General features: G+C 71.9%; 13 protein-coding genes. 5 read left to right on the top strand and 8 right to left on the bottom strand.

What is annotated here, in order from left to right; all coding sequences use genetic code 11:
• The first annotated feature begins 397 nt into the window (after window positions 1-397).
• Window positions 398-1,669, top strand: coding sequence for a substrate-binding domain-containing protein (locus ACWEPL_RS15805; RefSeq protein WP_452436538.1), 1,272 nt, complete (start codon window positions 398-400; stop codon window positions 1,667-1,669).
• A gap of 7 nt (window positions 1,670-1,676) precedes the next feature.
• On the opposite strand, the gene ACWEPL_RS15800 is transcribed toward ACWEPL_RS15805, so the two are convergent.
• Window positions 1,677-2,345, bottom strand: coding sequence for a lytic polysaccharide monooxygenase auxiliary activity family 9 protein (locus ACWEPL_RS15800; RefSeq protein ID WP_363966827.1), 669 nt, complete (start codon window positions 2,343-2,345; stop codon window positions 1,677-1,679).
• A gap of 320 nt (window positions 2,346-2,665) precedes the next feature.
• Here ACWEPL_RS15800 and ACWEPL_RS15795 point away from each other — a divergent pair, with 320 nt between their 5' ends.
• Entirely contained in the window at window positions 2,666-3,256 is a 591-nt protein-coding gene (locus tag ACWEPL_RS15795) for a Uma2 family endonuclease (protein WP_363966829.1), read from the top strand.
• 9 nt (window positions 3,257-3,265) lie between these two features.
• On the opposite strand, the gene ACWEPL_RS15790 is transcribed toward ACWEPL_RS15795, so the two are convergent.
• From ACWEPL_RS15790 to ACWEPL_RS15775, 4 genes are all read right to left on the bottom strand, one after another.
• The gene (locus tag ACWEPL_RS15790) at window positions 3,266-4,264 is read right to left on the bottom strand and encodes a TauD/TfdA family dioxygenase (RefSeq protein WP_452436537.1); all 999 of its coding nucleotides are present in this window, start codon (window positions 4,262-4,264) and stop codon (window positions 3,266-3,268) included.
• Between the two features lie 97 nt (window positions 4,265-4,361).
• On the bottom strand, window positions 4,362-5,048 hold the full coding sequence (locus ACWEPL_RS15785; protein ID WP_452436536.1) for a response regulator: 687 nt from the start codon (window positions 5,046-5,048) through the stop codon (window positions 4,362-4,364).
• Window positions 5,045-6,184 (bottom strand): hypothetical protein, encoded by a 1,140-nt coding sequence (locus ACWEPL_RS15780; protein WP_452436535.1) that lies wholly within the window; start codon window positions 6,182-6,184, stop codon window positions 5,045-5,047. Before ACWEPL_RS15780 ends, ACWEPL_RS15785 begins: the two co-directional genes overlap by 4 nt.
• Before the next feature lie 93 nt (window positions 6,185-6,277).
• Window positions 6,278-7,387, bottom strand: coding sequence for a sensor histidine kinase (locus ACWEPL_RS15775; RefSeq protein ID WP_452436534.1), 1,110 nt, complete (start codon window positions 7,385-7,387; stop codon window positions 6,278-6,280).
• Between the two features lie 325 nt (window positions 7,388-7,712).
• Here ACWEPL_RS15775 and ACWEPL_RS15770 point away from each other — a divergent pair, with 325 nt between their 5' ends.
• Both ACWEPL_RS15770 and ACWEPL_RS15765 read left to right on the top strand, forming a co-directional pair.
• Window positions 7,713-8,465: a PP2C family protein-serine/threonine phosphatase gene (locus tag ACWEPL_RS15770; RefSeq protein WP_452436533.1), complete on the top strand. Its 753-nt coding sequence runs from the start codon at window positions 7,713-7,715 to the stop codon at window positions 8,463-8,465.
• A 61-nt stretch (window positions 8,466-8,526) separates the two neighbouring features.
• A complete protein-coding gene (locus ACWEPL_RS15765) occupies window positions 8,527-8,994 on the top strand; it encodes a hypothetical protein (RefSeq protein ID WP_452436532.1) in 468 nt (155 codons plus the stop codon).
• 6 nt (window positions 8,995-9,000) lie between these two features.
• Here the strand turns inward: ACWEPL_RS15765 and ACWEPL_RS15760 are convergent, their stop codons facing one another.
• Both ACWEPL_RS15760 and ACWEPL_RS15755 read right to left on the bottom strand, forming a co-directional pair.
• Window positions 9,001-10,068 carry a CU044_5270 family protein gene (locus ACWEPL_RS15760; protein ID WP_452436531.1) on the bottom strand — a complete coding sequence of 356 codons (1,068 nt, stop codon included), beginning with the start codon at window positions 10,066-10,068 and terminating at the stop codon, window positions 9,001-9,003.
• Window positions 10,065-10,604 carry an RNA polymerase sigma factor gene (locus ACWEPL_RS15755; protein WP_452436530.1) on the bottom strand — a complete coding sequence of 180 codons (540 nt, stop codon included), beginning with the start codon at window positions 10,602-10,604 and terminating at the stop codon, window positions 10,065-10,067. Before ACWEPL_RS15755 ends, ACWEPL_RS15760 begins: the two co-directional genes overlap by 4 nt.
• Window positions 10,605-11,070: 466 nt before the next feature.
• On the opposite strand from ACWEPL_RS15755, the gene ACWEPL_RS15750 reads away from it, so the two are divergent.
• The gene (locus tag ACWEPL_RS15750) at window positions 11,071-12,060 is read left to right on the top strand and encodes an endonuclease/exonuclease/phosphatase family protein (RefSeq protein ID WP_452436529.1); all 990 of its coding nucleotides are present in this window, start codon (window positions 11,071-11,073) and stop codon (window positions 12,058-12,060) included.
• Here the strand turns inward: ACWEPL_RS15750 and ACWEPL_RS15745 are convergent.
• Window positions 12,057-14,396 (bottom strand): beta-xylosidase/alpha-l-arabinosidase, encoded by a 2,340-nt coding sequence (locus ACWEPL_RS15745; protein ID WP_452436528.1) that lies wholly within the window; start codon window positions 14,394-14,396, stop codon window positions 12,057-12,059. The genes ACWEPL_RS15750 and ACWEPL_RS15745 overlap by 4 nt on opposite strands.
• Between the last annotated feature and the right edge of the window lie 44 nt (window positions 14,397-14,440).

Below are 14,440 nucleotides of genomic sequence, written 5' to 3'. Positions count from 1 at the left end.
CCGTTTACCGAAGCCCCCACCACCCACGCGGACCTCCCCCCGCCCATGGGTCGCGCCACCCGACGAGGGAGAACACCGGACGGCCCCTTGCACCTCGTGAGACGCGCAGACCGCCGGAAGCCCCACCACACTGGGAACGCCGAACCACCGGAGGGCCCCGCTGCGCGCGAGACGCGCAGACCGCCGGACGGCCCCACCACCCGTGAGACGCGCAGACCGCCGGGACGGAGTCGCCACACGGGAAACACCGAGACCACCGAAGAACCCCCGTCACACTGGAAACGCCGAACCACCGGAGGGCCCCGCCGCGCGAGACGCGGAGACCGTCGGGCGGTCCGGTGGGGGCGCGGCGGCTCGCTCGGCGGAAGTGGGCGATCAGGGCCGCTAGCATCGGGGCGTGCGAGCAGACGAGGGGCGCGAGCGGGCAGGCGTGCGCACGGAGGAGCCGGTCACGATCCTCACCGTCGCCAGGGAGGCGGGGGTGTCGAAGACGACGGCCTCCGACGCGCTGCGCGGCTCCGGGCGGGTCTCCGAGCGCACCCGGGAGGCGGTCGCGCAGGTCGCCGAGCGGCTCGGCTACGTGCCCAACGGCTCGGCCAGGCACCTGCGCAAGGCCAGCACCGGCACCATCGGCCTGCACGTTCCCGAGGTCCTGACCCGCTCCTCCTACTACATGTCGTTCGTGTTCGGCGTGGTGGAGCAGGCGGCGCGGCACGACTACGACGTCACGCTGATCACGTCCGGCCAGCGCCGCTCACGGCCGCCGCGCGTGGACGGCCTCGTGCTCGGGGACCCGCTGGGAGGCGACCCCGTGGTGGAGAGCCTGATGGCGACGGGCCTGCCGACGGTCTCGTGCGAACGCTTCCCCGGCTCCCGGCAGGCGGACGGCGTGGTGTGGTCGGAACACGCCTCGATGCTGGGCCGCCTCCTCGACCACCTGCGCGAGTCGGGCGCGTCACGACCGGCACTCATCGTGGCCGGGGACGAGAGCGACTGGGCGGCCAGCGTACACCGGGGCTACCTGGAGTGGTGCACGGCACACGGGGTGGTGCCGCTGGTGCGACGGGTGTCCTTCGACGCCTCGGGCGACGAGGTCCGCGCCGCCGCCCGCGCCCTCCTCGACACCGCCGGGGGCTCCGGCCGAGGCGCCGACCTAGGGGCTGAACAGGACGACGACCGCTCCACCGACCGAAGCGCCGAGCAAGGCGACGGACGCTCCACCGACCGAGGTGCCATGCAGGCTGACGGACGCTCATCCGACCGGGGGGCCGAGCAAGGCGACGGACGCTCCACCGGCCGCGGGGCCGGGCGGGGCGAAGGCTGGTCCGTCAGGCGGGACTACGGTCAGGGGCGGGGCGAGGCAGTCTTGGGGCGGGGCGGGGACGGGCCTTTGGATGCCCTGGTGTGCGCACCGGCCGGGGCGGCGACCGAGGTGGCGCCGCTGCTGCGGGAGGCAGGCGTGAACGTGCTGCTCGCCTCGTGCGTCGACAGCGCCGCCACCCGCCAGTCCGATCCGCCGATCACCGCGATCGACCTGCGACCGAAGGAGGCGGGGGCGAGCTGCGCGGAGTTGCTGTTCGAGCTGCTGTCCGGGGCCGCGCCCCTGGGCACGGAGCGCGTACACCCGATAGAGCTCTCCATCCGCGCCTCGACCCGCCCCCGCCCGTAGCAGCGGCTCAGCCGAAGTTGACGTCGCTGCAGAAGTAGAACGACTGGTCCATGTGCGAGGCCTGCCAGATCGTGTAGATCACGTGACGGCCGGTGCGCGAGCCCTTGCTGATGTTGTTGATCATGTACACGTCACCGGGCGCGTACTTGGGGGTCGTGCGGACCAGCTCCAGGTTGTTCCAGCCCAGGGGCGTGGTGAGGGCATTGTAGCCCTGGCGGGTGATGTAGACCCTGATGTAGTCCGCACCGTGCCTGGCCTGGTCGTTCAGGCGGATGTTGAAGGTGCTGCCGGTGAGGTTCGCCATCGTCCAGGCTCCCGGCTTGTCCATGGAGCGGTAGCGGCCGCCTTCGGTCAGGCCGGCGCTGCACAGCTGGCCGTTGGGGATGACCGCCTCATGGTTGCCGGCGACCCCGTTGCGGTAGAGGCCGTTCCAGTTCCACATGGCGTTGGTGTTGTCCTGCCACGCCTGCCAGCACATGGGGTCCTGCTGCTGCATGGCGGGGTTCTGGAAGTCGTTGCCCCAGCGCAGCCAGCAGCCGTAGTTGCGGGAGGCGGGGTCGACGACCGAGCCGTGTGCCGAGGCGGACTCGGCCAGGGGGACGGCGAAGATCATCGCCGTTGTCAGCAGCACCGCGAGGGCGCGCCGCGCCCAGCGGTGGGGTCCGGCTTGGGGCATAGTGCGATCTCCGTGTTCCGGTCGGGGGATTCCGGGAAGGGGAGCGCTCCGCGAGGCGACCGTATCTGACCCCACAAGTCCACACAAATGACGGGCTATGTCAGCTCATGGTCATCGCTCCGCACACCCAGGCCGGCGTGCCGGATGAGCAGCGGAAAGGGCTTTCCCGCAAAGCCGCCAGATTGACTGAAACTTTCAGCTTTTGTCCGGTCCGGAGGTGATGTATCAATACGTGACTGCGTCAAAACTTAAAGTGATGAGATTTGGGGAAGTAGCATGTGGGCGAGGGCAAGGTTCCCGATACTTGGTGGGTGACCGCAATGGCGACGATCGAACCGGCGGGACGCACGGCATTTCCCAGTGCGCCGTTCACTGTCGACGACCTGCTCGAGTTCCCCGACGACGGGAACCGCTACGAGCTCTTCAACGGGAGCCTACTGGTGAGCCCTTCCCCCACATCTCCCCACCAGCGCGCCATCTATCGGCTGCAGCGCATCCTCGACGATGCTACGCCGCCCGAGCTGGAGCCCCTGGCAACCGTCAATCTCCGCGTCTCCGACAAGGACTACTACATACCTGACCTTGTCATCGTGCCTGCAGGCACCGATCAGCTCATGTACTCGCCGGAAGAACTCCTGCTTGCGGTGGAGGTTGTCAGCCCGAGCACCAAGAGTAGGGACAGGGGCCTCAAGACCGATGCATACGCAGCGGCGGGCATCCCCAGCTATTGGCGAATCGAGTTGGATGAAGGGCCGACGCTCTACGCCTACGAACTCAACGGCGCCAGCTACGACCCGCCGACCGCCTACAAAGCAGGTGCCGTTGCGAACGTGACGAGACCTTTCCCCGTCAATTTCGATCCTGCCGATCTCGTGTTCGATCCTGCCGATCTGGAGCGCCCACGACGCTGACCCCTTATCTCATCCCGTCGTGAGCCAGAGGCGGAGTAGGTGGCGGCGGCGGGAGGGGTCCGGGTGGTCCTCGTAGGCGGTGCGGCTGTGCAAGGTCACGTGGTTGTTGAGGAACTGCAGGTCGCCCGGCCGGAAATCCATGGTGAGCGTGAAGCGGGGGTCGTTGGTCAGGTCGTCGAGGAGGGACATGGCCTCCTCCTGCGCCCGGGTGAAGGGCGGCACGGTGGCGCCGCGCTGGGCGGAGCGTAGGTAGTCGGGGCCGTACGCGATGGACACCCCGCCCTCGGGGCGAGCCGCGCAGATCGGCTTGGTGTAGAAGCTGTCGGGGCCGTCGCCGGTGCGGCGGTCGTGCCACCATGGCTCGTAGAGGACCTCGGCCAGGTCAGGCCGGGTGCGCACGACCTCGTTGTGCACCGCCACGGAGCTGACGACGGCGCTGAGGCCGCCGGATTTCGCCGGGCGGACGCAGAGGAGGGCCACGACGTCGGTCGGGTCGCTGTGGTAGCCGAGCCGGCCGCTGTGCTGGTAGCTCTTGGTCCGCGCATGGGACGGGTCGGCGCCGGTGTCGCGTACGTGCATCAGCGGCGCTCCCTCCGGGGGCTGCGGGACGATGCCGCCCACGTGGGAGGCGAGGCCGAGGGCGGCCGTCTCGCACTGGCGCTCGCTCAGCCCTTCGACGGGCACCCCCTGGATCAGCGCGAAGCCGCGGCCGTGCGTGAGCTCGTCGCGCACCCGGCGCAGGACGGGGCCGAGCGTCGGCAGCCGGAAGCTCTCTCGCGACACCTCGCTCCCCGCCGCGAGCACCACCTGCCGGCGCGCCTCCGTGACCTCACTCCCCGCCGCGTGCACTTCCTGCCGGTGCGCCTCCGTGACCTCGCTCTCCGCCGCGTGCACGGCGGCGAGCACCTCCTGCCGGTGCGCCTCCGTGAGCCGGATCCGCCAGCTGTCGTCGCCGCTCAGCTCCGACCCCAGCCACTCCCCCGGGCCCAGCACTTCCGCCACCGCCATGGCGTGACACCACCTCTCGATCGGCAGACCGTTCGAGAATCACCTTGCCCTTCCGGATCGGCCCAGGAAGCCCCGCATCGCCCACGGCATAACGTCTTCACCCAGGGCGGAACTCCTCGGACGGCGTCGCCGCCCGGGCTGCCAGTGAGGTGTAGACGGTCACCTCGTCCGGCTGGACCAGCCCGTCCTGGATGGCGCAGATGAGGAGTTTCTCCTTGGTCGGCGCGGGGCGGCCGGCGGCGGCGTACTTGACCCTGGCGCGGTCGATGTACTGGCGCACGGTGCGCTCCTTGATGCCCATCCTGGCCGCCACCGACGCCTTCGACATCGACTGGAACCAGAAAAGCAGCGCCGCCCGCTCCTTGTCGGACAGCTGCGGCCGGTGCGGGCTCTCGTCCGTGGCGATCGCCTGGGCCATGGGCGGCGTGACGGACGGCCGGTCGGCCGCCACCTCCAGGATGGTCTCCAGGCAGGACTCCCGGGTGGCCCGGCCCTTGCCGATGAACGCCGACGCCCCCGCGTCCAGCACCGCGCGCACCGTCTCCGGCTCCTCGTGCTCGGAGAAGACGATGACCCGCTGGCCGCCCGCGCACAGCTCGGCGACCCGGTCCACGACCATGGTGCCGTTGAGGTTGAGATCCAGCAGGAGCACGTCGGCCTGCACGCCCCGTACGGACTCGATGGTCGGCCCCTGCGCGACCAGCTCCACCGGGCTCGGCGGCCCGAACCACGACCTCACGCCGTCCACCACCACCTGATGGTCCTCCACCAGGGCGACCGTCACGCGTCCCGCCGCTCCGCCGGCGGGCCCTCCCAGATGCTGTTGACCCATACCTCCCCTCCCTGCCGCTGATAGGTGACGACGACCCCGCTCGGCTCCCGTACCGGGGTGGCGCTGACGGGCAGGTCGTCGTTGTCGGCCACGACGGCCACGCTCACCATTGTGGACATCGCGGACACCGTGACCCTGGCCCGCGATCTCGCCCCGTCCAGCGCCCGTACGGGTGCTCTGAGCAGATCCTCCCGTACGCCGTCCGGCAGCGCGGGCATGCGCTCCCCGAACGGCGGCGCCGTCACCAGGACCTGGCGCCGCTCGGCCGCGTCGATGCGCTCGCGCAGCACCGAAACCAGCTCGTCCGGTACGTCCTCCCGCTCCGTGATGAGCCGCCGCAGCCGCATGGCCCCGGCCGTGCAGTCCTCGCGTACGCGGGGATCACCCGGGTCGGCCCCGTCGGCGAGCTGGTCGAGCAGCGACTCCGCCACGTCACGGATAGCGGCGTAGCGGCGGATCCGGTCGGCGTGGATGCGCTGGGCGGACTCCCGCCAGGCGTCGTCGGCGACCAGCCGGCGGGCCAGCAGCGCGGCGTCCTCGGCGCGGACGCGCAGCGTGTGGCAGCCCGCCGCGTAGCCGAGCTGGAGCGTGATGCTCCCCACCATGACCATGAGGTATTTGGCGATGGAGACCCGGTCGTCGGTCCCCGTCACGATCATCGCCGTCAGCATGATCCCGGCGTTGAGCGCGAGGAACGCGATCAGCTCGCGCCGCCAGGCCGGCCGGTTCCACAGGAGCAGGACGCCGACCCAGCCCACCGAACCCCACCCCCAGTCGCTGGGGCCGAGCAGGTCCTCGGGGCGGCAGGACACGATCACCGCGATGTCCGCGGCCAGCACGACGGCGGCCAGCACGCGGGCCCTGGCCGGCCCCTCGAACGCCGTGACCAGCGATCGCGCGGCGATCACGACGACCGCCGTGTAGGCGATCCAGGCCACCGCCACCAGCCACGGCCAGCGGAAGGCCGGCCAGCCCGAGACGGTGACGGTGAGGTCGTAGCCGGTGTGCCAGACCGCGGTGATCACGACCGCGCCGATCGCGGTGTAGCGGGCGTACCGCTGCGCCACCTCTTCGATGTCATCGGTCATGGCCGCCCCCGACGCCGCGAGATGTCGTCGGTCGTGGCCACGCCGCGAGATTCCGCTGGTCGTGGCCGCCACCGCGCCGCAAGATGCCGCCGGTCATGGCCGCCACCACAGGCTCACCCGGGTGCCCTGGTCGCCGGACCGGATGTCGGCGCCCGCGTTCGGGAGCGAGCGCATCGTGTCGAGGATCGACCCGCGCACGCCGAACCGGTCGGACGGCACCCGTTCCATGTCGAAGCCGCCTCCCGCGTCCGCGACCTCCACCCTGATCTCGCCGTCGGACCGGCTGGAGACCAGCTCGGCCTCGCGCACCCCGGCGTGCAGCGCCACGTTCGCCAGCGCCTCGGTGACCGCGCGGGCGAACCGCTCCGCGACCTCCCCCGGCACCGTCTCCGGCGTCAGCCGCCTGCGGACGTCCAGCCCCGTCACCCGGCCGGCCACCTCGTCGAGCAGGGCGTCCAGGGCGATGGGCGCGGACTCGGCGCTCGGCCGGTCGCGCAGCTTCTCCAGCGCCGCCAGGTCGGCCACCGCCTGCCGGCGCAGGGTGGGCGAGGGCTTGTCGTACGTGCCCAGCCCGACCATCGTCAGCGTGTGCAGCGACGTCTCGTGGACGCTGCCGACCTGGCGCAGCTCGTCCTCGCGGCGCAGCCGCTCGACGATGAGCGCGATCTCGGCGCGCGCGCTCTCCCGCAGGAACGCGTCCGCCGAGGCGGCGGAGCGGCGCAGCAGCGTCATCAGCAGCGCGATGCAGAGGATCTGCACGAGGTGGATCCCCAGCGTCCCGGCCACCTCCTGGTCCGGGGCCGCCAGCCGCATCCCGGCCAGGTACGCCCCCGCCACGACGAGCCCGACGGACACGGCCACCCACGGCCGCCACGTGACCCCCGATACGACGATGGTCATCGTCACCAGCCCCGCGATCCAGCTCGACCCGCCCTCGAGCGCGGCCCCGCCGACGAGATGGCCCTGCGCGAGGCAGAGGGCGACGGTGATGACCGCGTCACCGGCCACCAGCCAGGCCGGAAGCCGCCGGCCGCGCCAGGCCACCCACAGGAACAGCCCTGTCCACACCAGGTCGACCACGAGCGCGGGCGCCAGCCAGGCGACGGACACCGGTGGAACGGCGCCGAGGGTCGCGGCGACGATCGCCACGAACCCCACCACACCCCGTGCCCCCGCACCGGTGCGCGCGATGGTCCGCTCCATGTGCCTGGTCGCGGAGTCGTATCTCGTGGAACCGGGGAGAGACATGAGCCGCCCGCTCGCGATGACAGCACAAGACGGGCTTCACAATAACGTAAGAGCGTCTCTGTGGCGCCGGGTGGAGACATGGATCGCATCGTCATTTCCCTCGTGCCGGCTCTGCTCGCGGTGTTGACCGCCTCTCCGCACCCTCGCTCCCCGCGCGTCCCGCGGCACGACGGCTGATCGGCCGTCATTCGCTACGACGGCCGATCAGCCGTCAGTCGCGTCCGCTCGGCAGCGCGTGTACTGGGCTGCGGGTCGCGACGATGCGACGAGAGGGGACCTCATGACCTTGCTGGTGATCTCGATCCTGGTCGGCTGCCTGTCGGTGATGACGGCCCGCGGCCGCCGGGGGAACTGGCCGCCCGGCATGCCGGTGGCCCGGCCGCGCCTGGTGGCGGTGGGGGGCACGTACGAGGGCTCGCGCGGGCGGCCGTCGGACGCGTACGTCATCCAGGAGCGGCTGGTCGCGGCGGCCCGCGGCGCGGCCGGCGGCGGGGCGGCCCACACGGCCGCGGCCCTGGCCCTGGGCGCCGTGGTCGGCGCCAGGCCGAAGTACCAGGAGAACCTGGACGAGTGCGCGCAGGCGGCGCATCGCGCCGTGCGGACCGCGTCCCTGCGCGGCGGCGCGGGGTCCGCCCTGGTCACCAGCCTGGACGTGATCGTCCTCGAACCGGGCGAGAGCCCGCGCCTGCGCTTCGCGCACGTCGGCGACGGCGCGATCTGGCACTGCCCGAAGGGCGGGCGACCCCAGCAGCTCACCACGTCGCACTCCTTCGGCGACGGCCCGCCGTTACGCGGGATCGGCTTACCCTCAGAGCTCAACCCCGAGGTCGGCGCCGTTCCGCTCCGTCCTGGCGACCGCGTCGTGGTCGTCACGAGCGGCGCGATCAGGGCGCTGGGGGCGGCGCGCATGAAGGAGCTGTTCACCGGGGGGATGTCGCCGAGCGCGTGCCTGGACCGGCTGTACGACGAGATGGCCGCGGCCGACCCCAAGGACGACGCCACGGTGATCATCGCCGACTACGCCACCGCCTGAGACGCCCGCGCGGGCCGGGATCCGGCTAGGCAGAGGTCCCGGAGGCTTCTACGCTCCGGTTGTGGCGGACATCAGCTACTTCGACGCGTGGCAGCTGTGGCTCCAGGGCAGGCCCACCATCGGCTCCGACCTGTTCGGCGTCCCAATGCTGTGGTGGGGACGCACAGGAAAGATCCTCTCGTTCGTCGCCGGCACCGTGGTCATCATCGACCTGGTCGGGGTGGAGAAGCTCGCCCGGTACGGTGAACGCCTGGTGGGGTTCATGGCCGCCCGGATCACCGTGCGCCCGTTCGTCGTCGGCCTTTTCGCAGGGATGATCGCGGCGGCGTTCACGGTCATCGTCACCGGGCCGATGGGCAATGACTCCCAGCTGCGGTACGGGCTCGTGCTGGCGGTCGGCAGCGTGAGCGGCGGGCTGGCGGGCGTCATCGGCTACGCGCTTCAGCATCCCAAGTTCGCTCCGGCGGCGCGGTGGATGTCCCTGGGGCTGTTCTTGATCGGTTTCCACTTCGACCTGCTGGCCTCATAGCCGCGCTCATGGGCCGATGATCCTGGTCGGAAGCGCCGGTCTCGCGTCCGTCCAGCCGGACGCGGTCAGGGCCGTCCACGAGGTCAGTGCACGCGCGTCCCGTTCCTCCGCGGCCAGCAGCCGGCCCGAGGTCTCGTCGATGACGATCCGCCGGCCGCTGCCCGACAACTCGATGCCCGTCCCGGCGCGTCCGATCGGGTCGGTGGTCGCCCCGGTGTTCCGCATTCGCGGCACGTCCGCCAGCACGCGGTAGAGCGCGGCCCGCAGCCGGGGAGTCGTCGGAAGTTGCGAGAGCAGGCTGGTGGCCTGCGTGTACAGGGACTCGTCGTCGGCCCGCTGACCACTTCTCCGGGTCCACCCCTGGAGCACCTGCCGGAGCTTCGCCACGTCGGTCGGCAGGTTCATGACCTCCTTCGTGGTGACGTGGGTGGATCCCACCTGGGGATAGGAGACTTCAGGAGCGAGCTCGTCGTCGAGCCGTACGGCGAACGGCGGCGACGGCACCACACCTCCCACGCCGGGAACGCCGGGCCCCTCGCAACCGCCGAGCCGGTACGCTCCCTGCCGCCGCCAGGTCTCCTCGTCGGCCTCGGTGAGCGGCTTCCCTGACTGGGCGGTGACCACGAGCCAGCTGGGATCCCGACCCGACTTCGCCATCCAGACCTCGTGGGTGCACGTGACCCGGTAGTTGACCAATCGAGGCTCCATGCCGGCGGGCGCCTGTCCTTCCGCACCGACAGCCATGCTCTGACCGATGGTGTGCCAGTAGCGGCCGGTCGCCGGGTTCGCGGTCTCGATCCGAGCCGCGGCGGCGAGCAGCACCGTACGGGCGGGCTCCAGGGAAGGCGTAGCGCCCTCGCTCCGGACCAGGACGACGGCCGCGACCGCGACGGCCGTCGCGACGGAGGCGAGCCGGAAGGCGGTCAAGAGGCGCGGCCGCCTGCGGCCGGGCTCTGCCGGCGCCTCGGCGGCCGCCTTGACCAGCAGGTCGTCGGCGGACACGCTCGATCCGCGGTCCAGCGAGGCCGGTCGCGCCATGGTGAGCAGGCGCATCGGGTCGGGCTTACGGCTCATCGGGGTCCCCTCCCTGGAACGGTCACGGGCTTTCGGGATGTGGCGGTGTCCGCGGCGTCGATCGCCGACCGCAGCCGGCGGCGCGCCCGATGCAGCCGGACGAAGAAGGCGGCTCTGGTGCAGCCCAGCACCTGGGCCGCTTCGGCGGTGGACAGGCCGTGCCAGGTGGTCAGGGTCAGGATCTCCTTGTCGTCGTCGGACAGGGTGGCCAGCGCGCGGAGCACGGTGAGCCGCTCGGTGGCGTGTTCGCCCACGTCGGCGACGGCCTCCGTGATCCACGTGCGCAGCTCGGCCTCCAGGGATTCGCGGCGGGCGGCCTGCCGGAAGTTGTCGCGCAGGATGTTGCGGGCGACGCGGAAGAGCCATTGCAGCTGTGCCTGGTCGGGGATGTCGTCGAGACGCCGCCAGGCGACCAGGAAGGTCTCGCTGACCACTTCCTCCGCGAGTTGGTGCCCGGCTCGGCCGGCCGCATAGCCGTACACCCGCGCTTGGTAGGTGTTGTAGAGCACGGTGAAGCGCTCATGTCGGTTGGGCAAGCCCGTTCCTTCGGTCGGGATCACGTCTTTCATGGCGTATGTGGTCCGAAGGAAGGGTTTCTTACATCCCCGGCTCAAGATCGTGAGCGTGACCGTACCGCACGGCATCAACCCCGATGTCCCGCATTCGGCCCGCGACTCCTGGCTGGGCGGCAAGGACGACTTCGAGGCCGACCGCCGGACCTCGGCACGGGCATCCCGACCCAGGGCGACACCCACGAGGTCGCGCAGGCGCAGGCGCCGGACGCCCAGGACGCGCGAGCAGAACGGGGCTCGTGGCGGTCTCGGAGTGGCACCGCACGCCGCTCTTCGCCGACCCGGCGACCTGGAGGTACGCCGGGGTGGGCCACAAGCGCTGACCTCCGCCGACGCCGAACCTGAGAGCGAGCTGTGGACCCGGCGCGAGCCGCCGCAAGGCGGTTTAAGGTTCAAGCAGCGGAACGACGCGCGGACGGGACGGCGGAGTGTGAGCACAACGGTGGAGACCGGGCGGGCCACGGCGGGCGGCTCCCCTGCTCCCGGGAAGCGGCGCAGGCGGTGGCTCGCGTGGACGGTCGTCGCGCTGCTGGCCCTGTGGGCCGTCATCAGGGTCGCCGGCATGGAGGGCGGCTCGTTCGTGACCCAGCTCATGACCGTGACCCCCATCGGGGCCGGGCTGGCGGCGCTGACCGCGATCCTGTCCCTGTTCAGGCGCAACCGCCCGGCCGCGCTCGCCGCGGCGCTCGTCTGCGCGGTGCTGGTGTCGGTCGTGACGCCGCGGGCCTTCAGCGCCGAGCAGCCGCCCGCGAAGGGCGCGCCGCTGCGGGTGCTGTCGGTCAACCTGTTCGGCCGCGGTGACGCGCAGACCGTCGTCGACCTGGTACGCAGGTTCGACGTCGAGGTGTTCAGCGCCCTGGAGCTCACCCCGGCCGAGGTCGAGCGCCTGGACGCGGCCGGGCTGAAGGAGCTCCTGCCTTACCGGGTGCTGCAGGCCGACTTCGGCGCCACCGGCAGCGGCATCTTCTCCAAGCATCCGGTGACGGAGCTGACCGGCCTGTTCACCCCGATCGGCCACAACATGCCCGCCGCCACCGTGGCGCTGCCCGGCGGCGGCAAGGTCGAGTTCGTGGCCATCCACCCCAATCCGCCGCTCGGGCGCATGGAGGCGGAGTGGAAGGCCTCCCTGCGCGCGCTCCCCCCGGCCTCGCCGTCGGCGATCCGGGTGCTGGCCGGCGACTTCAACGCCAGCCTCGACCACCGCGCCTTCCGCGACCTGCTCGACCGCGGTTACGTGGACGCGGCCGACCAGGTGGGCAAGGGCCTGATCCCGACCTGGCCGAACGGCCGGGCCGTGCCGCCCGTCATCTCCATCGACCACGTGCTGGCCGACCGGCGGGTGGCCGTGAACCGGGTCGAGATCGTGGACGTGCCCAGGACCGACCACCGCGGCGTCTTCGCCGAGCTGCGCCTGCCCTAACCGGCTCGGCGGGCCGGCGTCTCGTGGGTGGTGAGCCGCCGTTTCGAGCCGAGCACGACGGTCTCGCCGGTGAGCCGGACGGCGGCCCGCAGCGGCAGGTCCTCGGCGGAGGGCCCGGCGGACAGCACGATCGTCCCAGGCTCGACGATGCGCCGCAGGTCGGGACCGGTGTACGAGAACGCGTCCGCGGGCACGCCGAACGCCACCGCCCGCTCCTCCCCCGGCTCCAGCGCCACCCTCGCGAACCCGATGAGCTGCACGACGGGCCTGGCGACCTGCGCGACCGGGTCGGAGGCGTAGAGCTGCACGACCTCCTCCGCCGGCCTGGCACCGGTGTTGCGCACCTTCACCAGGGCCTCGACCGAGCCGTCGGTGGGGCACTCGGCCGCGTCCGTCGTCATGGCCACGTACTCGACGGCCGAGTACGACAGGCCGTGCCCGAACGCGTACGCCGGAGTGGGGTCCAGCACCGTGATGCCTTCCGCCCTCCTCCCCAGGGGCGGCTGGAGGTAGGTGGACGGGCTGATCGGCGGCGTGCCGGGGATCTGCACCGGCAGCCGCCCCGACGGGTTGACCCGCCCGCTCAGCACGCCCGCCACCGCGGCCGCGCCCTCCACGCCGGGGAAGAACGCCTGGACCAGCGCGACCACCCGATCCTTGTAGGCGCCGAGCGCGTACGGCCGGCCGGAGACCACGACGAGCACGGTCGGCGTGCCGGTCGCGAGGACCGCCTCGACCAGGTCGGGCTGGAGTCCGGGAAGCCGCAGGTCGGCCACGTCGCAGCCCTCGCCCGACGTGCCGCCGCCGAACAGCCCGGCCCGGTCGCCGACGAACACGAGCGCGAGATCCGCCTCGGCCGCGACCTCGGCGGCCCCGGGGATCCCCGACGCGTCGTCGCCCGACACCTCGGCGCCGAGGCAGTGGCGCACCTCGGCGTAGGGGAACTCCAGCGCGAGGCTCTCCCTGATGGACGGGATGGGCAGGCCCATGCCGTGCTCCGGGTAGCGGTCGAGCACGTGGTTGGGGAAGGCGTAGCAGCCCATGAGGGTGCGCGGGTCGTCGGCGCACGGCCCGATGACGGCGAGCCGGGCGGTTGTGCCGGGGCCGATCGGCAGCAGGCCGTCGGGGTTGCTCAGGAGCACGATGGAACGTTCCGCGATCTCGGCGGCTATCCCGCGGTTGCGCGGGCTGTCCAGATCGACGTCGTCCGCGCCGTCCGGGACGAGCGGGCCGCCGTCCAGCAGGCCGAGCTCGATCTTCTGGCGCAGGACCCGGCGTACCGACTCGTCGACCAGCGCCTCCTCGACGTGGCCCGCGCGGACCTTCGCGACCAGGTGCGCGCCGTACGACACCGTCTCGGGCAGCTCCACGTCGACGCCCGCCCGCAGCGCCACCTCCCCGGCCGCGGCGTCGTCCTCGGCCACCCGGTGCGTGGAGGCGAGGAACGGGACGGACCAGTAGTCGGACACCACGGTCCCGTCGAACCCCAGCTCATCCCGCAGCAGCCGCCGCAGCAGGTCCGCGCTCGCCCCGACCGGCACGCCGTCGAGGTCGGTGTAGGAGCACATCACCGAACGCGCGCCGCCCTCGTGCAGCGCGACCTCGAACGGCGGGAGGATCACGTCGGCGAGCTCGCGCGGCCCGATGCTGACGGGGGCGTGGTTGCGGGCCGCCCGCGAGGCCCCGTACCCGGCGAAGTGCTTCAGGGTGGCGATGATCCCGGCGCCTTCGAGGCCGCGCACGTAGGCCGTGCCGATCCGGCCCACCAGGTACGGGTCCTCGCCCAGGGACTCCTCGACCCGCCCCCAGCGGTAGTCGCGTACGACGTCGAGCACCGGCGACAGGCCCTGGTGCACGCCCGCGGCCCGCAGGTCGGCGCCGATGGCCGCGGCCATGCGCTCGACGAGCTCCGGGTCGAACGTGGCCGCCCAGGCCAGCGGGGTCGGGTACGCGGTCGCCCCGAACGTCGCGAACCCGGTCAGGCACTCCTCGTGGGCGATGGCCGGGATGCCGAGCCGGTTCGACGTGACCACCAGCTCCTGGAGCTTGCGCAGCCGGGCCGCGCCTTCGGCGGCGGACAGCGGCGCGGTGCCGTACACGCGGGTGAGGTGCCCGAGCCCGTGGGCCAGCTGCTCGTCCAGCCCTTCGGCCTTGTCGAAGCGGTCCTGCATGGGCGCCACGTTGCCGTGTTCGGGCCCGTTCTGCAGCCAGACGGAGCCGAGCTGCGCGACCTTTTCCTCCAGCGTCATCTCCGCGAGGAGGGACTCGACTCGTTCGCCGACCGTCCGCGCGCTGTCCCGCCAGGGTGCCAGACCCGGCGCGTTCACTGATGTCATGGCCTTCCTTCTGAAACCTTCGAAAGCTCATTCCGATCATTGAA

Source organism: Nonomuraea sp. NPDC004186, from assembly GCF_053603495.1.
The sequence above is the reverse complement of the archived record's forward strand: the minus strand, read 5'-3'. Positions and strand labels throughout refer to the sequence as shown.